This window comes from Streptomyces kunmingensis, from assembly GCF_039533535.1.
Taxonomy (GTDB): Bacteria; Actinomycetota; Actinomycetes; order Streptomycetales; family Streptomycetaceae; genus Streptomyces; species Streptomyces kunmingensis.
Map to the genome: position 1 here is coordinate 62921 of NZ_BAAATS010000048.1, position 17570 is coordinate 80490.

Here is a 17570-nt window from a genome sequence, read left to right on the forward strand (position 1 = left end):
CTCCGGTTCAGCCCGGCTCCGGTTCAGCCCGGCTGGGGCCCGGCCTCGGCTTCGGGCTCGTTCCGGGGCTCGGTGTGGGCCTCCGTGTGGGCCTTGCTCCCGGACTCGGTTTCGGCCTCGCTCCCGGGCTCGGTTTCGGCCTCGTTCCCGGGCTCGCCCAGCAGTGTCAGGAAATCGCGGAACGCACCCGGCATGTCCACCGACTCCGGGTCGAGCAGCCACTGGTACTGCAACCCGTCCATCACGGCGACGAGCAGCGGCGCGGCCCGCTCCGGCGTGAGCCCGCTCGGCAGCCGGTCCCCGTACTCGGCGCGCAGCACCTCCGCCATCGACGCGCGCACGTCGACGTAGCGCCGGGTGAAGAACCCCCGCGCCGGATGTCCCTCGGTGACCGACTCCCCGAGCAGCGCCGAGAAGGTCTGTACGATCCCCGGCCGCATCGCGTTGTACTCGACCAGGGAGCCGAGCAGGTCGAGGCGCCACTGACTGTTCGGCACCGCGTCCCATCGGTCCCGGTCGGCGAGGACCGCGACGAGCAGCGTCTCCTTCGTCGGGAAGTGGTGCAGCAGCCCCTGCTGGGTGAGCCCCACGCGCTCCGCGACCGCCGAGAGGCTCGCGCCCCGGTACCCGCGCTCGGCGATCACCTCGAGCGCCGCCCGCAGGATCTCGGCCCGCCGTTCCTCGCTACGGGGGGTTCTGGTGCTGCTCATGCGGTCACCGTACGACATGACGAAAGCGCCTCCGAGCGGTGTTTATAACACCAGAATAACGAAACCTACCGCTCTACAGGTCTCCGGGTGCAGGATGGATGCGCTCAGACGTAGGTACACAGGTGATGACCTCGACGAGGAGGGCCGGCATGGCGACGCAGGCAGACGGTTCCGCGGACGGATTCAGCGGCGACGACGGGGCCCGGGCCCGGGCTCGCGAGGCGGTCGTCGAGGCCGCACTCGGCAAGCTCGACCTCGACACCAAGGCACGGCTGCTCGCCGGCCAGGACATGTGGTCGCTGCCCGAACTCCCCGAGATCGGCCTGCGCTCACTGGTCATGTCCGACGGCCCGATCGGTGTCCGCGGAGTGCGCTGGACCGCCGACGACCCGTCGATCGCCCTGCCCTCCCCGACGGCGCTCGCCGCCACCTGGGACCCCTCGCTCGCCCGCAGGGCAGGCGCGCTCCTCGCCCAGGAGGCCCGCCGCAAGGGCGTCCACGTCCTGCTCGCCCCCACCGTGAACCTGCACCGCTCACCGCTCGGCGGCCGCCACTTCGAGGCGTACAGCGAGGACCCGCTCCTCACCGGCGCCATCGGCACGGGCTACGTGCAGGGCGTCCAGTCCGGCGGCGTCGGCACCACGGTCAAGCACTTCGTCGCCAACGACGCCGAGACCGACCGCTTCACCGTCGACAACCTCGTCTCCGCGCGCGCCCTGCGCGAGCTGTACCTGGCCCCCTTCGAGACCATCGTCGCGGGCGCCCACCCGTGGGGCATCATGACCGCCTACAACACGGTCAACGGCACGACGATGACCGAGCACCGCCACCTCGTGAACGAGGTCCTGCGCGGCGAATGGGGCTTCGACGGCTTCAACGTCTCCGACTGGCTGGCCGCCCGCTCCACCACCGGCGCCCTCAAGGGCGGCCTCGACGTCGCCATGCCGGGACCGCAGACGGTGTACGGGCCCGCGCTCGCCGCCGCCGTACGAGCCGGTGAGGCCGAGGAGTCCGAGGTCGACGACGCCGTGCGCAACGTGCTGCGGCTCGCCGCCCGCGTCGGCATCCTCGAAGGCGCCGAGCCGGCCGTCGGTGAGGTGCCCGGGGAGATCGACGGCGTGGCCCTGGCCCGCGAGATCGCCCGCCGCGCCTTCGTCCTCGTCCGCAACTCCGGTGTCCTGCCGCTGCGCAGGGACGCCAGGATCGCGCTCATCGGCGCCGCCGCCCGCGATGCCCGCGTCCTCGGCGGCGGCTCCGCCACCGTCTTCCCCGACCACATCGTCTCCCCGCTCGACGGCCTGCGCGCCGCCACGGACTCCCTCACCTACGCCCTCGGCGCCGACCCGAGCGACGAACTCGCGCCCGCCGGCGTGGGGTTCGAGCTGCGCGCCGTCTGCCGCGACGCCGACGGCACCGTCATCGGCGAGGGCTCGCTGCCGAGCGGCCAGCTCCAGTGGATGGGCGCCGACCTGCCCGCCGGTGTCACCCACGAGACGCTGCACAGCATCGAGATCAAGGGCACGTTCACCCCGCGCGTGAGCGGCGACCACGCCTTCGGCACGCGCGGCCTCGGCGCCTTCACCCTCACCGTCGACGGCACCGGCCTCTACGACGGCGTGCAGTCCATGGGGACCGAGTCCGACCCCTTCGAGGCGTTCTTCGGCGCCCCGCTGGAGCGCGGCAAGGCGACGCTCACGGCCGGCGAACCGGTGGAGATCTCCCTGTTCCACCCGCTGGACAAGTCCCTCGCCATGCCGCTGCCCGCCGTGATCTTCAGCCTCATGCACCTCGAACCGCGCCGCGACGCGGACAGCCTGATCGCCGAGGCGGTCGAGGCCGCGCGGGACGCCGAGGTCGCCGTCGTCGTGGTCGCCACCACCGAACGCGTGGAGTCCGAGGGCTTCGACCGCACCGACCTCCGCCTTCCCGGCCGTCAGGACGACCTGGTGCGCGCGGTCGCCGCCGCCAACCCGAACACCGTCGTGGTCGTCAACTCCGGCTCCCCGGTGGAGCTCCCGTGGCGCGAGGAGGTCGCGGCCGTCCTGCTGAGCTGGTTCCCCGGCCAGGAGGGCGGCGACGCCCTCGCCGACGTCCTGCTCGGCGCCGAGGAACCGGGCGGGCGGCTCCCCACCACCTGGGGCGCGTTCGACGCCGCCCCGGTCACCCGGGTGACGCCGACCGACGGCCAACTCACGTACACCGAGGACGTGTTCATCGGCTACCGCGCCTGGGACAAATCGGGGGCCACCCCCTCGTACCCGTTCGGCCACGGTCTCGGCTACACCGACTGGACGTACGAGTCGCTCGACGTGACCGGCACGACCGCCACGGTCCGCGTCCGCAACACGGGAGCCCGCCCCGGCCGCGAGACCGTCCAGCTCTATCTGTCCCCGAGCGGGCCCGACGAGGCCCGCCCGGCCCGCTGGCTGGCCGGCTTCGCGAACGTCACGGCCGCCCCCGGCGAGAGCGTCGAGGCCGTCGTCGAACTCCCGCGCCGCACCTTCGAGATCTGGGACGAGGACGCGGGCGCCTGGGCCCACCAGCCCGGCCGGTACGAGCTGACGGCAGGCCGCTCGCTCACCGACGGCCGCGTCAGCGAGACGATCGTCGCCTGACGCCCGGCCCCCTTCACTCAGGGGCGGCGGCACCTGACCCCGCCGCCCCTGTGCGCTTGCGTCCTTCTACGGGCGCACTCCGAACCCGTACACCGTCTGCGACCGGTACACCTCGCCCGGCCGCAGCACGGTGGACGGGAAGTCGGGCCGGTTCGGCGAGTTCGGGAAGTGCTGCGTCTCCAGCGCGATCCCGTCACCCGGCGCGAACGGCAGCGTCTCGTCGAACCCGTCCGAGGTGTAGAGCTGGATCCCCGGCTCCGTCGTGGCGATGCTCAGCACCCGGCCGGACGCCGGATCGTGCAGCTCGGCGATCTCCTCGGCCGTCGCCGTGACCCCCTTGTCGAGCACATAGTTGTGGTCGTACCCCGCGCCGAGCTTGCGGCTCTGCCGGAAGTCGAACCGGGTCCCGTCGACCGCCGCCGCCTCACCGGACGGAATCAGCTCGTCGTCCACGGCCGTCACCAGCGCTGCGTCGATCCGCAGTTCATGACCGCCCGCCGCGTTCCCCGAACCCGCTCCGCCCAGGTTCCAGTAACTGTGGTTGGTCAGGTTCACGACCGTCGGGGCATCGGTCGTGGCCTCGTAGGACAGGCGCAGCACCCCGCCCTCCTCCAGCGTGTACGTCGCCGCGATCTCGAGCCGGCCCGGGAACCCCTCCTCGCCGTCCGGGGAGACGCGGGTCAGCCGCAGCGCATGCTCCCCGACCGCCTCCGCGTCCCACACCCGCTTGTCGAAACCGCGCTCACCGCCGTGCAACGAGTTCGCCCCGTTGTTCCGCGCGAGGTGGTAGACCTGCTCGTCGAGCGTGAAACGGCCACCCGCGATCCGGTTCGCGTACCGCCCCACCAGAGCGCCCAAGTAGGGCTGGGGACGGGCCAGATACGTGGCCAGGTCGGGGAAGCCGAGCACGATATTGTCCGTGGCCCCCTCACGGTCGGGCACCTCGACCGTCTGCAGGACGCCCCCGTACGTCAGGACGCGTACCCGCACCCGGTCCCGTTCCAGGATCCAGCGGTGGACGTCGGTGCCATCGGGAAGGGCGTCGAAGAGTTCACTGCGCATGATCGAGACCCTACGCCCGCCGCCCGGGCCCTCAGACGAGCGGCTCCTTCGCGGTCACCCCGCGATACGCCAGCGCCGCGAGCCGCGCCTGCCCGTCCCTGCTGGGATGGAACCAGTCCCACTGGCTCAACTGGTTCTCGCCGAACCGGTACCCGAAGACCGCGCCCTCGTCCGACCGGCACAACCGGTCCTTCGCGCACACGTCCTTCAGCACCTCGTTGTACGCCTCTACGCGCTCCTGCACCGCATCACGCCGCGAGGTGGCCGCGACGTCCATGGCGTCCGGGTCGGCCAGCATCGACGAGCAGATCCCCAGCTTCCACACCTGCTTGCCCAGCGGATTGGCCCGTCCCTCGGACCACAGCCGCTTCAGATCCGGCACGCTCATCACGTACACCTGCGTCTTGGGAGCCGCCCGCCGCAACTGCCGCAGCGCCTCCTCGAAATCGGTCCGAAAGCGCGCCACCGGCGTCATGGACCGGGCCGTCGGCCGGCACGCGTCGTTCGCCCCGGCCATCACCGTCACCAGCTCGGGCCGGACCGCACCGGCCTGCCGCATCTGCGCCGGCAGATCCGCCATCCGCGCCCCGGTCCGCGCATAGTTCCAACTGTGCGTCTTGGCCCGGCTCTTGCCGAGCAGCCGTACGGCCAGACTCTTGACCCGCGCGTCCGTCCCCGTCGCCCACGACACCTCGGGACAGTCGGACAACACGCTGCACGCGTCGAAACCCCGCGTGATCGAATCGCCCACCGCGGCAACGGAACGCGGGCTCGTGTCCCACACCGGAGCGGTCGGCGACGGCTTCGCGGGCGCCGTGGACCCCTTCGGACCCGGGGAGTTACCACCGGAGGCGTCACACGCGGTCAGCGCCGTGACACCGAGCACAGCCGCGGACACGGCGGCGACGACAGCCCGGGAGGTGATCGACCGCTGGGAGAGGGGGGACGGCCGGGAGGCGAGGGAGCGCCGGGAGGTGAGGGAGCGCCGGGCCGCGGTCGGTTCGTGGCTTCGCTTCCGCATCCGGATATCCCCTCCACTACTCGCTGTCGCCGCGGCTACCGTCCTCCGCGTGGCCGAGGTTGCGCCCCGCCGGGTGAAAGGTCGGCGTTTGTGCGCCCCGGGACCGACAGTACGTCACACTCCTTGCACCGCTGCGCGATAGCCTCGCCCCGGGGTCCCCGGTCGACCCAGTGAGACCCCGCTGTACCGGTTCCGCTAAATTACAACACGTCAGATGTGTCCCTTTTTGTCTGGACCTTTTCGATCCGGGCACAGAGGGAAGAAGGCTCGGCACGGGCGCGAGGCCGCTGGGGAAGGCGAACCTCGACCCACACTGGAGGTCCGGTGACGACACGTGGAGTTCTGTACGTGCACTCCGCGCCGCGCGCGCTGTGCCCGCACGTCGAATGGGCGGTCGCGGGCGTACTAGGCGTGCGCGTCAGCCTCGACTGGATCAGGCAGCCCGCGGCGCCTGGCACCTGGAGATCCGAATTCAGCTGGCGGGGCGAGGCGGGCACGGCCGCCAAGCTGGCCTCCGCGCTGCGCGGCTGGCAACTGCTCCGCTTCGAGGTGACGGCCGAACCCTGCGCGAGCGCCGAGGGAGAGCGCTACAGCGCCACGCCCGAACTCGGCATCTTCCACGCCGTCACCGGAATCCACGGCGACATCCTCATCCCGGAGGACCGTCTGCGCGCCGCACTGGCCCGCTCCACGGGCGGCGAGACCGATCTGGAGTCGGAGGTCGCCCGGCTCCTCGGCAAGCCCTGGGACGACGAACTGGAGCCGTTCCGCTATGCCGGAGAGGGCGCGCCGGTCCGCTGGCTCCATCAAGTGGTGTGACAGGTGGTGTGACAGGCGGCGTGATCCGCGGATCCGCGGACTGTACGGCGGTGGGCCCGCCCGGGATTCCCCGGGCGGGCCCACCGCACGTTCGCGGGGCTCCGGCCCCGCTGCGATCACGTGTCTCAGACGGAACGGAACGCCAGAACCACGTTGTGCCCACCGAAGCCGAACGAGTCGTTCAGCGCGGCGATACGGCCCTCGACGGGCAGCTTGCGCGCCTCACCGCGGACGATGTCCGCGGCAGCCTCGGCCTCGGGGTCCAGGTTCTCCACGTTGATGGTCGGCGGAGCCACCCGGTGGTACAGGGCCAGCACCGAAGCCACGGTCTCGACGCCACCGGCGCCACCGAGCAGATGCCCGGTCATGGACTTCGTCGCGGAGACGGCGATGTGGTCGGTGTCGTCACCGAAGACCTTGCGCAGCGCCTTCAGCTCGGCCACGTCACCGGCCGGCGTGGACGTCGCGTGCGCGTTCACGTGCACAATCTCGGCCGGGTCCAGGTCGGTGTTGTCCAGCAGGTTCCGCAGAGCCTGCGCGATCCCGCGGCCCTCCGGCTCCGGCTGCACGATGTCGTGGCTGTCGGCGGAGATGCCCTGGCCGAGAGCCTCCGCGTAGACGCGGGCGCCGCGGGCGGCGGCGTGCTCGGCCGACTCCAGGACGACGACGCCGGCACCTTCACCGAGGACGAAGCCGTCCCGGGCGGTGTCGTAGGGGCGCGAGGCACCCTGCGGGTCGTCGTTGTTCTTGGACATCGCCATCATGTTGCCGAACGCGGCGATGGGCAGCGGGTGGATGGCCGCCTCGGTGCCACCGCAGACGACGACGTCGGCGCGGCCGGTGCGGATCATCTCGATGCCGTAGCCGATGGCCTCGGCGCCCGACGCGCAGGCGGACACCGGAGTGTGCACACCAGCCCGGGCGTTCACGGCCAGGCCCACGTTGGCGGACGGGCCGTTGGGCATCAGCATCGGCACGGTGTGCGGGGAGACGCGGCGGACGCCCTTCTCCTTCAGCACGTCGTACTGGTCGAGAAGCGTGGTCACGCCGCCGATGCCGGACGCGATGACAGCGCCCAGACGCTCCGGCTCGACGGCCGGGTCATCGCCCGCCTTGTCGGTGAACCCGGCGTCGGCCCAGGCTTCCTTGGCGGCGATCAGCGCGAACTGCGCGGAACGGTCCAGCTTGCGGGCCTGCGGGCGAGGAATGACCTCGCTCGGGTCCACGGCGGCCGGCGCCGCGATGCGGACCGCCTGCTCGGCGGCCCACTCCTGCTCGAGGGGCTTGACACCGGAACGTCCGGCGACCAGGCCCTCCCAGGTGGTTGTCGCGTCGCCACCCAGCGGTGAGGTTGCGCCGATACCGGTGACGACCACGGTGCGATTGGTCGAGCTCACAGGAATTCTTCTCCAACGGATGCGAGGGATTCAGCGGCGCCACCGCCGGGTGGCGGAGCGACTGACCTACGGTCTGAACCTGGTGGTTCAGGCCTGGTGGTCGAGGATGTACTTCGTGGCGTCGCCGACGGTCTTGAGGTTCTTGACGTCGTCGTCCGGGATCTTGACGTCGAAGCGCTCTTCGGCGGCGACGACGACCTCGACCATGGACAGCGAGTCGACGTCCAGGTCATCGGTGAAGGACTTGTCCAGCTTGACGTCCTCAACGGGGATCCCGGCGATCTCGTTCACGATTTCTGCGAGACCTTCGACGATCTCTTCCTGAGTGGCGGCCATTAGGGCGCTCCTTCGGTGTGTATCCAGAGGGTGTGGCGGCATCCGTACGGACCGGTGATCCGGACGGGATGCCTAGGGGAGGGTAACGACCGTGGCGGCGTACACGAGACCCGCCCCGAAGCCGATGACGAGCGCGGTGTCGCCGCTCTTCGCCTCGCCGGTCGCCAGAAGCCGCTCCATCGCGAGCGGAATCGAGGCGGCCGAGGTGTTGCCGGTGGTACGCACGTCACGGGCGACCGTGACATGCTCCGGCAGTTTCAGAGTCTTCACCATCGAGTCGATGATCCGCTCGTTGGCCTGGTGAGGAATGAAGACATCCAGGTCGTCCGGGCTGATCCCGGCCGCGTCCAGCGCCTGCTGGGCGACCTTCGCCATCTCGAACACGGCCCAGCGGAACACCGCCTGGCCCTCCTGCGTGATCGCAGGGAACTTGACATTGCCCTCGGAGTCGAGAGGCAGCTGGGACACGTCGCCGATCCTGAACTGGTCCCACGGCACGGTCTGCTTGATCGTCCCGGCCTTGTCGCCTTCGGAACCCCACACGGTGGGGCCGATCGCGGGCTCCTGGGCCGGACCGACGATCACGGCACCGGCGCCGTCACCGAACAGGAAGGCCGTCGCCCGGTCCTCCAGGTCGGTCAGGTCCGAGAGCCGCTCCACGCCGATGACCAGCACGTACTCCGCGCTGCCCTCGACGATCATGCCCTTGGCCAGCGTCAGACCGTAGCCGAACCCGGCACAGCCGGCGGAGATGTCGAACGCCGCCGCCTTCTGCGTGCCCAGCTTGTCCGCGATCTCCGTCGCGATGGCCGGCGTCTGCGCGAAGTGCGAGACGGTCGACACGACCACGGCGCCGATCTGCTCGGGCCGGATGCCCGCGTCCGCGATGGCCTTGCCGGACGCCTCGACGGACATCATCGCCACGGTCTCTTCGTCGTTCGCCCAATGGCGGGTGGAGATACCGGAGCGCGAACGGATCCACTCGTCCGACGAGTCGATCTTCTCGAGGATCACCTCGTTCGGCACGACCCGCGTCGGCCGGTATCCGCCGACGCCGAGGATGCGCGCGTACGGGGCACCCTTGCTGGGCTTGATCTTCGACATGCTGCTCGGATCTCCTTGTCAGGCCGTGGCTTCGGGACCCGCCGCGGCAGCGGCAGATGTCTCGGCGGCGATCAGGGCGCGGGCTGCGTCGAGGTCGTCGGGGGTCTTGAGGGCGAGGGTCTTGACGCCGGGCAGGGCGCGCTTGGCGATGCCGGTGAGAGTGCCGCCCGGGCACACCTCGATCAGCGTGGTCACGCCGAGCTCCTGGAACGTCTCCATGCACAGGTCCCAGCGGACCGGGTTCTCCACCTGGCCCACCAGCCGGGTCAGCACCTCGGCGCCGGTCGCGACCGCCTTGCCGTCCTTGTTCGACACGTACGTGACCCGGGGGTCGGCCGGAGTCAGCTCCTTCGCGGCCTCCGCCAGCTTCGCCACCGCCGGGGCCATGTGCCGGGTGTGGAACGCGCCGGCCACCTTCAGCGGCACCACGCGGCGCACGCCCTCGGGCTTGTCCTCCGCGAGCGCGGCAAGCTCCTCGAGCGTGCCGGCGGCCACGATCTGGCCCGCGCCGTTCACATTCGCCGGGGTCAGGCCCAGCTTCTCCAGGTGCGCCACGGTGACCTCGGGGTCACCGCCGAGCAGCGCCGACATACCGGTCTGCGTGACCGCGGCGGCCTCGGCCATGGCCACGCCACGCCGGCGCACCAGCTTCAGGGCGGCGGTGTCGTCGAGTACCCCGGCGAACGCGGCCGCGGTGATCTCGCCCACGCTGTGCCCCGCCACCGCATCCGGCGTGACGTCGCCGAGCGCGGTCGCCGAAAGGAGCCCGGCCGCGACAAGGAGCGGCTGGGCCACGGCCGTGTCACGGATCGCGTCGGCGTCGGCCTGCGTGCCGTAGTGGGCAAGGTCGAGTCCGATGGCGTCGGACCACGCGGCGAGGCGGTCCGCCGCGCCTGGGAGGTCGAGCCAGGGAGTCAGGAAGCCGGGCGTCTGAGCGCCTTGGCCGGGAGCGACGAGTACGAGCACTCTCACACTCTCTCTTGTGGACGGTGCGGGCCGCCCGTGGGGACAGGGACGAAGAACCGAAGGGGGAATTGTAGACCCCCGACAAAAGACTATGACTGAGGATCTGCGTCGGCCAGACGCCCCAGGATCAGCGCGATCCTCAAGGTGAACGCCGAGCGGACATCCGACGGAGACCATCCGGTGACGTCGGTCACACGTCGAAGCCGGTAGCGGACGGTGTTCGGGTGCACGAAGAGCATCCGGGCCGCCCCTTCCAAACTGCTTGCCTGCTCCAGATAGACGCTGAGCGTCTCCAGGAGCGCCGAGCCCGCTTCCTCCAGCGGTCTGTAGATCTCCTCCACCAACTGGTCCCGCGCGGAGGGGTCACCCGCGATCGCGCGCTCCGGAAGCAGATCGTCCGCCAGAACCGGACGCGGGGCGTCCTGCCAGGCCCCGCACGCCTTGAGTCCGGCGGCCGCGGCCTGGGCGGACCGGGTGGCGGCCAGCAGGTCCGGCATCACCGGCCCGGCCACCACGGCCCCCGCCGCGAACGGTCCGATCAGTGACTTGGCCACCGCCAGCGGATTGTCGCTGCCGCCCGCGATCACCACGAGGCGGTCCCCGAGCACCCCGGTCAGCACCTGCAGCTTGGCGTGCCGCGACGCCCGCCGGATCGCCTCCACGGTCAGCTCGCTGTCGCCGTCCGGCGCGGTCCCGAGCACCACGCACACATGCTCCGGCGAGTTCCAGCCCAGTGCCGCGGCCCGGCTGATCGCGCCCTCGTCGGCCTCCCCGGAGAGCACGGCGTTCACCACGAGGGACTCGAGCCGCGCGTCCCATGCGCCCCGAGCCTCCGCCGCCTGCGCGTACACCTGGGCGGTCGCGAACGCGATCTCCCTCGCGTACACCAGGAGCGCCTCGCGCAGGACCCTCTCGTCACCGGGCGCGGCCACCTCGTCGATGGCCGATTCCATGACCTCGATGGTCGTCCGCACCATCTCCACGGTCTGGCGCAGGGTGATCGCCCGCGTCAACTCGCGCGGCGCGGTGCCGAAGACATCCGTCGAGATGGCCTGCGGGGCGTCCGGGTGCCGGAACCACTCGGTGAACGCGGCGATACCCGCCTGCGCCACCAGCCCGATCCACGACCGGTTCTCCGGAGGCATGGCCCGGTACCAGGACAGCGTCTCGTCCATGCGCGTGATCGCCTGCGCGGCGAGCGCCCCGGATGACTTCTCCAGGCGCTTCAGGGTCGCCGAGTTCGGATGGGGGTCCACACGGGCGTCCCGGCGGCGGTCCGATGTTTCGTTCGCTGAAGGCTGCGCTGATTCCGAATGGGGCACGGGGACAAGACTGCCTTACCGGGGCGGCCCGGCGGAGCCGAGGGTCCGGGCAGACCCCGGCGGGCGACCGGAAACGACGGCTACGGTGTAGCGCGTGATTGATGTGCGCCGTGCCGGCTTCCGCTATCCCGGAGGCGAACCCGATGCGGGGATCCAGTCCTTCCACGCGTTCTCCTTCGGCCCGCACTACGACCCGGACAACCTGCGCTTCGGCGCCATCCTGGCCTGCAACGAGGAACGTCTTGCCCCCGGTGCCGGCTTCGACGAGCACCCGCACAGCCACACCGAGATCATCACCTGGGTCGTCTCCGGCGAACTCACCCACCGCGACTCCACCGGGCACGAGACCGTTGTGCGGCCCGGAGACGTCCAGCGCCTGAGCTCGGGCGGCGGCGTCCGTCACGTCGAACGCAACGACGGCATCGAGCCCCTCACCTTCATCCAGATGTGGCTGGCCCCCCGCGACCCGGGCGGTGACCCCGCGTACGAAGTAGTGCATGGGATCGCCGACTCGACGCCCTATGACGTCCCCGCGGCCGGCGCCATGCTCCATGTGCGGCGCCTGGCCGAGGGCGAGCGGACCGAGCTGCCGACCGCCCCGTACGTCTACCTCCACGTGGTCCACGGCGCAGTGCTGCTGGACGGCAAGGAGCTGGGGGAGGGGGACGCCGCCCGGATCACGGAGCCCGCCGGCCCCGAGCTACTGGCGTTCACGGGCGCGCAGTTGCTGATCTGGGAGATGAACGGCTGAGCCCGGGCCCCCGTCAGAGCTCCGCGAGCACCGGGCCCCCGTCAGAGCTCGGCGAGCACCGGGCTCCGGTCAGAGCTCGGCGAGCACCGCGTCGGTGAACGGCGGCCACACCTCGACCGCCCAGGGCCCGAACGCCCGGTCCGTCAGGGCGACGCACGCCGCCCCGGCATCCGGGTCGACCCACAGAAGCGTGCCGGACTGCCCGAAGTGCCCGAACGCCCGCGGGGACGAGGAACCGCCCGTCCAGTGCGGCGACTTGTGGTCCCGGATCTCGAACCCGAGGCCCCAGTCGTTCGGGTTCTGGTGCCCGTAGCCCGGCAGCACGCCCTTCGTCCCCGGGTACTGCACCGTCATCGCCTCGGCCACCGTCCGCGGATCGAGCAGCCGCGGCGCCTGCACCTCCGCGGCGAACCGCATCAGGTCGTCCACCGTCGACACCCCGTCCTTGGCGGGTGAGCCGTCCAGCGAGGTCGCGGTCATCCCGAGCGGCTCGAGCACGGCCTGGCGCAGATACTCGGCGAACGGGATGTCCGTCGCCTTCGCGATGTGGTCCCCGAGCACCTCGAAGCCCGCGTTCGAGTACAACCGCCGGGTCCCCGGCGCCGACGTCGTCCGGTGCTCGTCGAAAGCGAGCCCACTGGTGTGCGCCAGCAGATGCCGCACCGTCGAGCCCTCCGGGCCGGCCGACTCGTCGAGCTCGATCGCCCCTTCCTCGTACGCCACGAGCGCCGCGTAGGCCGCGAGCGGCTTGGTGACCGAGGCCAGCGGGAAACGGTGCTCCGTCGGGCCGTGCGTGCCCAGCACCGTGCCGTCCGCACGGACGACGGCTGCGGCGGCGGTCGGGACCGGCCAGTTCTCGATCAACGCGAGGCTCTGCATACGTACGAGCCTAGAGCGTCAGTCTCATCGCGGGTGAAGGGGTGCGGGCGAACCTGAGCGACGTGTACAGCGGCTCGCCCTGCGCGGTCGCGTGCAGATCGATCCGGCGCACGCCGCGCTCCCGGTACCAGTCGAGGAGCGCCTCCAGGCAGGCGCGCGAGTAGCCCCCGTGCGGCTGTCGTCAGGAATTCCCCGCGAATGCTTGCTTGGAGCGCACTCCAAGGTTCTAGCGTGGGGAGCATGACGGTGATGGAGAGCCCGCCCGCACCCACCTCGACCGACGACGATCCGACCAAGGTCGACGCCTGTGCCTCGGCACCGAGCGCCCATCCGCGTCCGGACGGCCAGGACCGGTACACGATCAGTGAGGTCGTCGCCTTCACCGGACTGACCGCGCACACCCTGCGCTGGTACGAGCGGATCGGCCTGATGCCCGACGTCGACCGCTCTCACACCGGGCAGCGCCGCTACACCAATCGCGACCTGGACTGGCTCGCCTTCGTGGGCAAGCTGCGGCTCACCGGAATGCCGGTCGCCCACATGGTCCGCTACGCCGAACTCGTCCGCCTCGGCGAGCAGACCTTCGAGGAGCGCCGCGAACTCCTCGAGTCGACCCGTCGCGACGTGGTGAACCGGATGGCCGAACTCCAGGACACCCTGGCCGTACTCGACCACAAGATCAACTTTTACGCGGGTGCCCAGTAGGCGTCGGAAAGGACCTGAACCACATGACCGGCACGGAACGAACGCCGCGAGCGGACGAAGACCGCAGCTCCACCGGGGGCCGCATCCCCACCGGAGACCGCTTCTCCGGTGGGGTGCACCCCACCACCGAGGTGCACCCCTCCGGTGCGGAGCGCCTGCGCACTGTTGAGTTGGGAAGCAACGGGCCCGTGGTGGGCATTCAAGGCCTCGGCTGCATGGGCATGAGCTGGGCCTACGGTCCGACCGATGCCGACGAGGCACGAGCCACCCTGGAGCGGTCGCTGGAGCTCGGCGTCACCCTGTACGACACCGCCGACGCCTACGGTGCCGGCGAGAACGAGAAGTTCCTTGCTCCTTTCGTCAAGGCGCACCGGGACGAGATCGTCCTGGCCACCAAGTTCGCCATCGGGGTCGATCCCAGCGCTCCGTACAAGCGCGTCATCAACAACGACCCCGCTTACATCCGGACCTGCATCGACGCCAGCCTTCAGCGCTTGGGCGTCGACTCGGTAGACCTGTACTACATGCACCGCCGGGACCCGAAGGTGCCCATCGAGGAGACGGTCGGCGCGATGGCCGAACTCGTCGCCGCCGGCAAGGTCAAGCACCTCGGCCTCAGCGAGGTCACCGCCGACGAACTGCGCGCCGCCCAGGCCGTCCACCCGATCGCGGCCGTCCAGTCCGAGTGGTCGCTGTTCAGCCGCGACATCGAACGGTCGGTGGTGCCGGCCGCCGCGGAACTCGGCATCGCGCTCGTCCCCTATTCACCCCTCGGCCGCGGCTTCCTCACCGGTGCTTTCGTCAGCGCCGACAAGGAGTTGGCCGAGGACGACTTCCGCCGCCAGCAGCCCCGGTTCACCGGCGACAACGCGTCGGCCAACGCGGCCCTCCTCGAACCGGTCCGCCGGGTCGCCGACGCCCATGGTGCCTCCCTCGGCCAGATCGCCCTGGCCTGGGTGCAGCGCAAGGCCGAGACTTTCGGCGTCGTCGCCGTCCCCATCCCCGGCACCCGGAAGCGCAGCCGCGTCGAGGAGAACACTGCGGCGACCCACATCGCCCTCACCGAGGACGAGATGGCGCTCCTGGAACCGATCGCCGCCCAGGTGTCCGGTGACCGCTACGCCGACATGACCTTCACGTCGGCGGGCCGCGAGTAGCAGAGTCGGAGCCTGGCTGGTGGGCTGGTGGGCTGGTGGGCTGGTGGGCTGGTGGGCTGGTGGGTTGTGGGGTGCGTGGGTTGCGGGGCGAGAGGCGCAGCCGGACCGGTCCTGTCCTGCCACCGAGGACGGTGCAGGCCCCCGTCACGCCAGCCCCAGCGCGAACACCGTGAACCCGGCGGCGAGCAGCCCGGCCAGTGCTCGGCGGCCCCGGCTCACCTGCTGCCACGGCGATTCGAAACCCCGCGCATAGCGACCTATCAGGGCGAGCAGCGCCGCGAACAGCGGCAACCACGCCAGGCGGGCCGCTATCCAGGCCACGGTGTCCGGCCCCGCGGTCAGGCCCGGTATCTGCCCGGCGAAGGACGCGGGGACCGCTGCCGCGAGCATCGCTGTCTGGTGCCAGCACAGAATGGTCATCGCCGACAGGTTGATGATCACGACCGGCGCCCACAGCGCGGGCCGGCGCAGCGCTCGGCCGATGCGATCTCGCAGCAGTATCGCTGCGCCGCTCTGCGCGGCAGCCAGCGCCAGGACCAGAAGCGACGGCGGATGAGAGTTCGTCCGTGTCTCACCCGGTACACCGACCATCGACATCGGGTAGTGAAAGGCGAGCAGGAGCGCCGCGAACAGTGCTGTTCCGCCGACGAGCAGCATCCAGGCGGCACGTCGTCCCAGCCTCTTCTCGCCCCAGCTGACGCCCAGTTGGTAGGCGAACATCCAGCCCGGCAGCAGATTCAGCAGACTGAGCCAGGACGGCATGGCCGACGCGAAGGGCCCGTACCGAAGGAAGTCGACGGTGACGACGGCGCCCAGGAGCGGTGCGGCAGCCCAGGCGCCGAGCCTGCTGGAGACTCGAATACACCAGGGTGTGAGCGCGGTGATCACGGTGTAGACCCCGACGAACCAGAGGGGCTGTATCACCAGGGTGGATCCCGTCCGCAGCGTCGTCTCCGGCACGCCCAGTGCGTACAACACCGGAATCATCGCGGCCCAGACCGCCGTCACCCCCAGAACCGGGCGGCCGAGTCGGGCCAGTCGGCCCCGCAGCCAGCGCGTCGTAGACGTACCGCGCTCCTGTGCCCGGCGGTAGGACAGGACCGACGCGTATCCGCCCACGAGAAAGAAGACACCGAGCATCTGCAGCACCCAGCTCACTGGGGCGAAGAAGCCGAACGCGGTCAGCGGGCTCGCGTTGTGCAGGGCGCCGTGGGTGTCCAGAGTGAAGCCCCCGAGAAGCCAATGGCCGGTCGGAACGGCGAGCAGGGCCAGGGCGCGCAGCCCGTCGACCGCCCGGTCACGGTGGGCCGGAGTCTTCGCGTCGATCGTGGTGACAGCCGAGGCTGCGGAGCTCCGCAGGGCAGTGAGGGTCATGACGAGACTCCGGTGGCGATGTCGGTGAAGGCGCGCAGCGAGTCCGTGCCGGGCGCGAAGTAGCCGGTGTGGCCCTTGGCGCGCTCGGCAGGCACTCGTCGGGCCCCGAAGGAGGGATCGGTGGGGTCGGCTCCGTGGCCCAGGCCGAGCAGCTCGACGTGGGGCACCTTGGCGATCCAGTCGCTGTCGTCCCGCGCCGCCCAGACGTGGGCCCGAGTGCGCAGCTCGGACACGTTGTCCGCGCGCAGGCCGGGGGATCCGAGGACGACCAGATCCGACGCGGGCAGCCGGGAGGCGGCGAGCCCGCACACCACCGATCCGTAGCTGTGGCAGAAGACGGACGGTTTCGGTGTGCCGACCGCGGTGAGGCCCTGCACGAAGCGGCTCAGGCGAGGGGCGCCCGCCTCGGCGAGCCGGCCCGTGGCGGCGTCCGGGCCGAGGCCGACCGGCGTGGTGTATCCGACCCACGCCACCACAGCCGTACGCCCAAGTGCCGCTGTGTACAACGACTTCGCCATCCCGGCGGGCGTCCCGTACACGTCCTTGGTCCGGTCGAAGGAGTGCAGATCGATGTCCGAGCCCGGTACGACGACGGAGGTGTGGCGGGCGGTGCGCAAGTCGCCGTAGACCTCGGCCACCTGCCCTCGGCCGCGCGGGTCGAAGGCGAGTATCCGGCGGTCGGGGGCGAGTAGATCGGCGCAGCGCTCGGCGAGGGCACGCGCTGTCGCTCGGGCCTGTGGAGTCAGGGTCGTGTCCTGTGCGTCGGCGTGGGCCCTGGCCTTCTCGGCGCGCAGCGCGAGCGCGTTCGCCTTGTAGCGCAGGGGGATCGGCGCGCCGTCCAGGTTGCCGACGACCGACGGGTGCCGGGCGGTCAGTTTGCGCTGGTCTGTCGCGCTCAGCCCGCGGAAGAAGGCCGCCATACGGATGGGGCTCGCGGTCGCGGGGTCGGGCAGGGGCATCCCCAGCATGCCGTCCGCGCGCCAGGAAGCGGTGCCCGGCGGCGGCCCGGTGAGAGGACGCTGCTCGTGGCCGGATGCCCAGCCTGCGGTACCCGCGACGATCGTCGTCGTGAGCGCGACGGCAACCAAAGTACGGCGACCGCGTCGTTTCCATGAACCCAGGCCCATCGCCCGTCTCCCCTCCACCGTTGGCATGACGAGGGGAAGGTAAAGAGCCGGCTCCGGTCGACACGTCACACCGCGGAGCCAACTCGGGCCTGATACCTGGGTATCCGTACCTCATACCGCAGTAGGGGGTGGCGTCGCCGCACACCACTGACCCCGTAAAAGGAGGTGCTACCGCAACGGTTGGAGTTGGTGGACGCAGGCCGACGCGAGGTGCTCGCCGGGAAA

The 17570-nt window shown here is 70.9% G+C and carries 16 protein-coding genes; 5 read left to right on the top strand and 11 right to left on the bottom strand.

The features are described 5' to 3' along the window. Positions 1 to 23: 23 nt before the first annotated feature. On the bottom strand, positions 24 to 728 hold the full coding sequence (locus ABD366_RS39765; RefSeq protein ID WP_411293881.1) for a TetR family transcriptional regulator: 705 nt from the start codon (positions 726 to 728) through the stop codon (positions 24 to 26). 131 nt (positions 729 to 859) lie between these two features. Here ABD366_RS39765 and ABD366_RS39770 point away from each other — a divergent pair, with 131 nt between their 5' ends. Continuing rightward, positions 860 to 3325 carry a beta-glucosidase family protein gene (locus ABD366_RS39770; RefSeq protein ID WP_324775987.1) on the top strand — a complete coding sequence of 822 codons (2466 nt, stop codon included), beginning with the start codon at positions 860 to 862 and terminating at the stop codon, positions 3323 to 3325. Positions 3326 to 3391: 66 nt separating this feature from the next. Here ABD366_RS39770 and ABD366_RS39775 read toward each other — a convergent pair whose 3' ends face one another. Both ABD366_RS39775 and ABD366_RS39780 read right to left on the bottom strand, forming a co-directional pair. Then, complete coding sequence (locus ABD366_RS39775; RefSeq protein WP_324775989.1) at positions 3392 to 4387, bottom strand: aldose epimerase family protein; 996 nt, start codon at positions 4385 to 4387, stop codon at positions 3392 to 3394. A gap of 31 nt (positions 4388 to 4418) precedes the next feature. Then, positions 4419 to 5408, bottom strand: coding sequence for an SGNH/GDSL hydrolase family protein (locus ABD366_RS39780; protein WP_324775991.1), 990 nt, complete (start codon positions 5406 to 5408; stop codon positions 4419 to 4421). Positions 5409 to 5732: 324 nt separating this feature from the next. Here ABD366_RS39780 and ABD366_RS39785 point away from each other — a divergent pair, with 324 nt between their 5' ends. Further along, the gene (locus ABD366_RS39785; RefSeq protein ID WP_324775994.1) at positions 5733 to 6227 is read left to right on the top strand and encodes a DUF3145 domain-containing protein; all 495 of its coding nucleotides are present in this window, start codon (positions 5733 to 5735) and stop codon (positions 6225 to 6227) included. Between the two features lie 125 nt (positions 6228 to 6352). Here ABD366_RS39785 and ABD366_RS39790 read toward each other — a convergent pair whose 3' ends face one another. The 5 genes from ABD366_RS39790 to ABD366_RS39810 all read right to left on the bottom strand — a co-directional run bounded on the left by ABD366_RS39790 (position 6353) and on the right by ABD366_RS39810 (position 11352). After that, positions 6353 to 7624, bottom strand: coding sequence for a beta-ketoacyl-[acyl-carrier-protein] synthase family protein (locus tag ABD366_RS39790; protein ID WP_324775996.1), 1272 nt, complete (start codon positions 7622 to 7624; stop codon positions 6353 to 6355). Between the two features lie 87 nt (positions 7625 to 7711). Next, a complete protein-coding gene (locus ABD366_RS39795) occupies positions 7712 to 7960 on the bottom strand; it encodes an acyl carrier protein (RefSeq protein WP_324775998.1) in 249 nt (82 codons plus the stop codon). A 72-nt stretch (positions 7961 to 8032) separates the two neighbouring features. Further along, positions 8033 to 9064: a ketoacyl-ACP synthase III gene (locus ABD366_RS39800; protein ID WP_324776000.1), complete on the bottom strand. Its 1032-nt coding sequence runs from the start codon at positions 9062 to 9064 to the stop codon at positions 8033 to 8035. Between the two features lie 18 nt (positions 9065 to 9082). Next, positions 9083 to 10030, bottom strand: coding sequence for an ACP S-malonyltransferase (locus ABD366_RS39805; protein WP_324776002.1), 948 nt, complete (start codon positions 10028 to 10030; stop codon positions 9083 to 9085). Positions 10031 to 10119: 89 nt separating this feature from the next. Further along, on the bottom strand, positions 10120 to 11352 hold the full coding sequence (locus tag ABD366_RS39810; protein WP_411293882.1) for a PucR family transcriptional regulator: 1233 nt from the start codon (positions 11350 to 11352) through the stop codon (positions 10120 to 10122). A gap of 94 nt (positions 11353 to 11446) precedes the next feature. Here ABD366_RS39810 and ABD366_RS39815 point away from each other — a divergent pair, with 94 nt between their 5' ends. Continuing rightward, positions 11447 to 12103 (top strand): pirin family protein, encoded by a 657-nt coding sequence (locus ABD366_RS39815; RefSeq protein ID WP_324776006.1) that lies wholly within the window; start codon positions 11447 to 11449, stop codon positions 12101 to 12103. Positions 12104 to 12172: 69 nt separating this feature from the next. Here ABD366_RS39815 and ABD366_RS39820 read toward each other — a convergent pair whose 3' ends face one another. Then, positions 12173 to 12982: a serine hydrolase domain-containing protein gene (locus ABD366_RS39820; protein WP_324776008.1), complete on the bottom strand. Its 810-nt coding sequence runs from the start codon at positions 12980 to 12982 to the stop codon at positions 12173 to 12175. A gap of 240 nt (positions 12983 to 13222) precedes the next feature. Between ABD366_RS39820 and ABD366_RS39825 the strand changes: the two genes are divergently transcribed. Further along, complete coding sequence (locus tag ABD366_RS39825; protein WP_324776010.1) at positions 13223 to 13687, top strand: MerR family transcriptional regulator; 465 nt, start codon at positions 13223 to 13225, stop codon at positions 13685 to 13687. Between the two features lie 23 nt (positions 13688 to 13710). Continuing rightward, a complete protein-coding gene (locus ABD366_RS39830) occupies positions 13711 to 14844 on the top strand; it encodes an aldo/keto reductase (RefSeq protein ID WP_324776012.1) in 1134 nt (377 codons plus the stop codon). A gap of 144 nt (positions 14845 to 14988) precedes the next feature. On the opposite strand, the gene ABD366_RS39835 is transcribed toward ABD366_RS39830, so the two are convergent. Both ABD366_RS39835 and ABD366_RS39840 read right to left on the bottom strand, forming a co-directional pair. After that, positions 14989 to 16218, bottom strand: coding sequence for an acyltransferase family protein (locus ABD366_RS39835; protein WP_324776014.1), 1230 nt, complete (start codon positions 16216 to 16218; stop codon positions 14989 to 14991). Next, positions 16215 to 17345, bottom strand: a complete 1131-nt coding sequence (locus ABD366_RS39840; RefSeq protein WP_324776016.1) for an alpha/beta hydrolase — start codon at positions 17343 to 17345, stop codon at positions 16215 to 16217. Before ABD366_RS39840 ends, ABD366_RS39835 begins: the two co-directional genes overlap by 4 nt. Positions 17346 to 17570 lie beyond the last annotated feature (225 nt).

What these genes read in the sequence shown, in the direction of transcription:
- ABD366_RS39765 (WP_411293881.1), bottom strand. Translation starts at nt 728, where the DNA reads ATGTCGTACGGTGACCGCATGAGCAGCACCAGAACCCCCCGTAGCGAG.
- ABD366_RS39770 (WP_324775987.1), top strand. Translation starts at nt 860, where the DNA reads ATGGCGACGCAGGCAGACGGTTCCGCGGACGGATTCAGCGGCGACGAC.
- ABD366_RS39775 (WP_324775989.1), bottom strand. Translation starts at nt 4,387, where the DNA reads ATGCGCAGTGAACTCTTCGACGCCCTTCCCGATGGCACCGACGTCCAC.
- ABD366_RS39780 (WP_324775991.1), bottom strand. Translation starts at nt 5,408, where the DNA reads ATGCGGAAGCGAAGCCACGAACCGACCGCGGCCCGGCGCTCCCTCACC.
- ABD366_RS39795 (WP_324775998.1), bottom strand. Translation starts at nt 7,960, where the DNA reads ATGGCCGCCACTCAGGAAGAGATCGTCGAAGGTCTCGCAGAAATCGTG.
- ABD366_RS39800 (WP_324776000.1), bottom strand. Translation starts at nt 9,064, where the DNA reads ATGTCGAAGATCAAGCCCAGCAAGGGTGCCCCGTACGCGCGCATCCTC.
- ABD366_RS39820 (WP_324776008.1), bottom strand. Translation starts at nt 12,982, where the DNA reads ATGCAGAGCCTCGCGTTGATCGAGAACTGGCCGGTCCCGACCGCCGCC.
- ABD366_RS39825 (WP_324776010.1), top strand. Translation starts at nt 13,223, where the DNA reads ATGACGGTGATGGAGAGCCCGCCCGCACCCACCTCGACCGACGACGAT.
- ABD366_RS39830 (WP_324776012.1), top strand. Translation starts at nt 13,711, where the DNA reads ATGACCGGCACGGAACGAACGCCGCGAGCGGACGAAGACCGCAGCTCC.
- ABD366_RS39835 (WP_324776014.1), bottom strand. Translation starts at nt 16,218, where the DNA reads ATGACCCTCACTGCCCTGCGGAGCTCCGCAGCCTCGGCTGTCACCACG.
- ABD366_RS39840 (WP_324776016.1), bottom strand. Translation starts at nt 17,345, where the DNA reads ATGGGCCTGGGTTCATGGAAACGACGCGGTCGCCGTACTTTGGTTGCC.